Origin of the sequence: Mycoplasma elephantis ATCC 51980, from assembly GCF_000687815.1 — a bacterium.
GTDB classification, from domain to species: Bacteria; Bacillota_I; Bacilli_A; order Mycoplasmatales; family Metamycoplasmataceae; genus Mycoplasma_H; species Mycoplasma_H elephantis.
Genome location: NZ_JHXU01000021.1, coordinates 1 through 3047, shown reverse-complemented (window position 1 = coordinate 3047; position 3047 = coordinate 1). Strand labels below are relative to the sequence as shown.

2 protein-coding genes are annotated in these 3047 nt (G+C 22.8%); both read right to left on the bottom strand.

Annotation, left to right across the window (positions count from 1 at the left end):
• Positions 1 to 388: 388 nt before the first annotated feature.
• Positions 389 to 1873: a lipoprotein 17-related variable surface protein gene (locus T380_RS0103630; RefSeq protein ID WP_027334514.1), complete on the bottom strand. Its 1485-nt coding sequence runs from the start codon at positions 1871 to 1873 to the stop codon at positions 389 to 391.
• Positions 1874 to 1980: 107 nt separating this feature from the next.
• Positions 1981 to 3047: IdeS/Mac family cysteine endopeptidase (locus tag T380_RS04415; RefSeq protein WP_036437123.1), on the bottom strand; the 1067-nt coding region annotated here is incomplete at its 5' end.

The following is a 3047-nucleotide window of genomic DNA, read 5'->3' as shown; positions in this document are numbered from 1 at the left end:
GTTTGTGTATTACAATACAGAGTTAATACTTTTTCTGTTTTTATAACAAGAAATATAAGGTAAATTTATTTAAAATTATAGCTTTTAGTTTATCTAGTGCTACAACTTTTAATTACCGTATATTAATTAAGTATGTTTGATACTTATATTTTTGTTTAAATCAAAATATTAAAATTTATTATTTTGATTTTTTATATTTTATTAACAATATTTTTATATTTCTGTAGAAAAATAATTTTATGCGCTAGTTTTTAAAGTATAAAATTGAACACATAAAAAATCGTTATTAGTTATATCATTTGTTTTTATAGAATTGCTACTATGAGAATTTAATATAAAAAAACCATATTATTGGTTTTTTAATTTATTAAATATAATACACCATTAACTAGTTTACTTTTACGGTTAATTTTATATATTCAGTGGATTTTTTGCCTTCATCAGTTTTTAAGTAAGCATCAAATGTAATGGTATTTTGAACATCATCTGCAATTATATTTTTTGCAACAACTCAACCTAAATTATATTTTGTTCTAAATATTTCATCTAATAAAAATCCTTTTTCACCAACTAATTCAGATGGTTTTTTCTTGCCTTCTGTTGCTTTGAAAATATCTATATCATCTGGTTTTAATTCTTTAACTAATTCATTTAGTTTTTTAACAGATATGTTTAAAACGAAGCCACTAATTATTATTTCTTTTTCAATTGTGCTTATATTAGTACCATCAGTTAATTTTGTTTTTACCTTTAATGTTCCCTCATCATCGTTTGAGCTATTAGGAATTATTGTAAATCCACTTAGTTGAATATTTGGATGAGATTCTAAATACCTACTATCTAAAACAATTGTTGTTTCAATTTCTTCGGGTTCATATAATTCTACAATGCTTGCATACGAGTCATATTCAAGGTTTAAAGAAAAATCATTATTTGTTAATTCATTAACAAGCTTATTTAATTTTTCAACAGGTGTAAGTGTTGTTAAGATTTTAAGACCATCGAATATAAATCATTTATCATTCTCTGTAATAAACTCACCGTCTGTTAATTTAAATGTAATTTTTATCGAACCTTGTTCATCATTAACGTCACTAAATGTTATATCTTTTAATGAAATACCTGGATATTTATTTTGAAACTCAGAGGATAATTTTACATTTTCACCTTTTAATTCACTTGGTTTAGTTGTTTCTATATTAACTATCTCAATATCATTTTTATCTAATGATTTAAGGATTTGTTCTAATTGTTCCTGTTTTGTGAGGATGTTAGTGATTCTTAAATTTTCAATTGTTAATATATTTTCCTCATTACTTGTTAAATTATCACCGGTTAATTTAGTTTTTATTTTTAAAATACCATTTTTATCATCTATAGAATCACTCAATATTTCTACACCTTTTAATTTTAGATAAGGATTCTTAATTAGATACTCATTTGATAATTGAATGTTTTCTATTTTTAATTCGCTTGGTTTTGTTTTTTCTCTATTTACTATATAAATATAATTTGCTGTTAATTCTTTAACTAATTTGTTTAGTTCATCAATAGTATACATTCCCCTAAAACCATCAATTGTTAATTCTTTTTCTTTCGCACTTATATTTTTACCATCTGTAAGTTTAACTTTAATCTTTAAAGATTTTTTAGCATCATCAATACTTTCATTAATTATTAATATATTTGTTAATCTTATACCATTATGTTTTTGTGTATATTCATTTGTAAGTTTAATTTGTTCATTTTTTAATTTGCTTGCTCTTATTTTATCTTTATTATCTATAATAATGTCATTAACAGTTAATTCATCAACCAATTTATTTAAATCAATTCCATTTTTATCACTTTTTATGCAAGAAATTGTTAGCATTGATAATGATAATGGTAATTATATTAATGCAAGTAATTTTAATTTCATATTATTTACCTCTTTTCTAATTATTAAATTATATTAAAACATTTAATGTTTAAGAACTTTTAATTATCCTTTATTATTTCTCTAAGTTCTGATATTGTAAAAGGAAATTTATAAAATACTTGTCACCCTCTAAATATACCATTACCTATATAATTATTTAAAAATAATGCTCCATGATTTTCTTTTAATTCTAAACAAATTAACTTGTTTTTTCCATATTTTTTAACATCATCTGAATCAGTTATATATAGTTTATTAACTATCCCCGCATTATTTGTTTCAACTCCTCACACATTTATAACATGACCTCCATCGTTTGGCAATATTGCTACTACTCCACCATTATTCAATGCATTAATTACTGTTTTTGAAAAATAATCTAATCTATTTTTATATTTATTTCCATACTTATTATATTGATATCCCATAAATTCTTCAAATGCAATGGATTTTAAGATTTTATTATCTTTAGTTGTGATCATATAATTTTCTAATTTATCACCAGATTTGTTCGATGTAATTTCAATATCTATAGATTTTTCATTGATGCCTGATTCTTTTAAAATTTCAAAAAATGCACCAAAACCATTATCGTTTTTATCTCTAGGATTATCAATTTTAAAACTCTCAGTTGTATTTTGGTAAATATATTTTTTTCAAAGAAAATAATCAAGTCCAAAGTATGTTTTTCCACCAGAACCTGTATTATTGAAATTTTCAACAAATTTTTCAAAGATTATGCTTCTATATTTTTCACTATTTATTAAATATTTTTCAGGTATTTTGTAGCCTTCCTTACTCATTTGAACAAAAAATCATTTTATTCAACCGCTTGCGGTTGATGCTCAACAATAGCTATTGTCAGGAGCGTTTATTCCTAATATAGATAGTTTATCATGATCATATCAACCATTTTCTTTTGTTATTCCATATGCAAATAAAGTTTTGTTTGCATATTCTTTTAAATTAATAGATTCCGCATTATTATTTTTAAGTTTTTTAGATATTTCGGAATTGATTTTAGTTACATTATCTTTTAACAAAACTTTTATTTCTTCATTTTTGTTTAAAGTTATTTTGTAAACACCATTTTCAGGTTTAATTTCTGTTCCGGAAGCAAGAACTT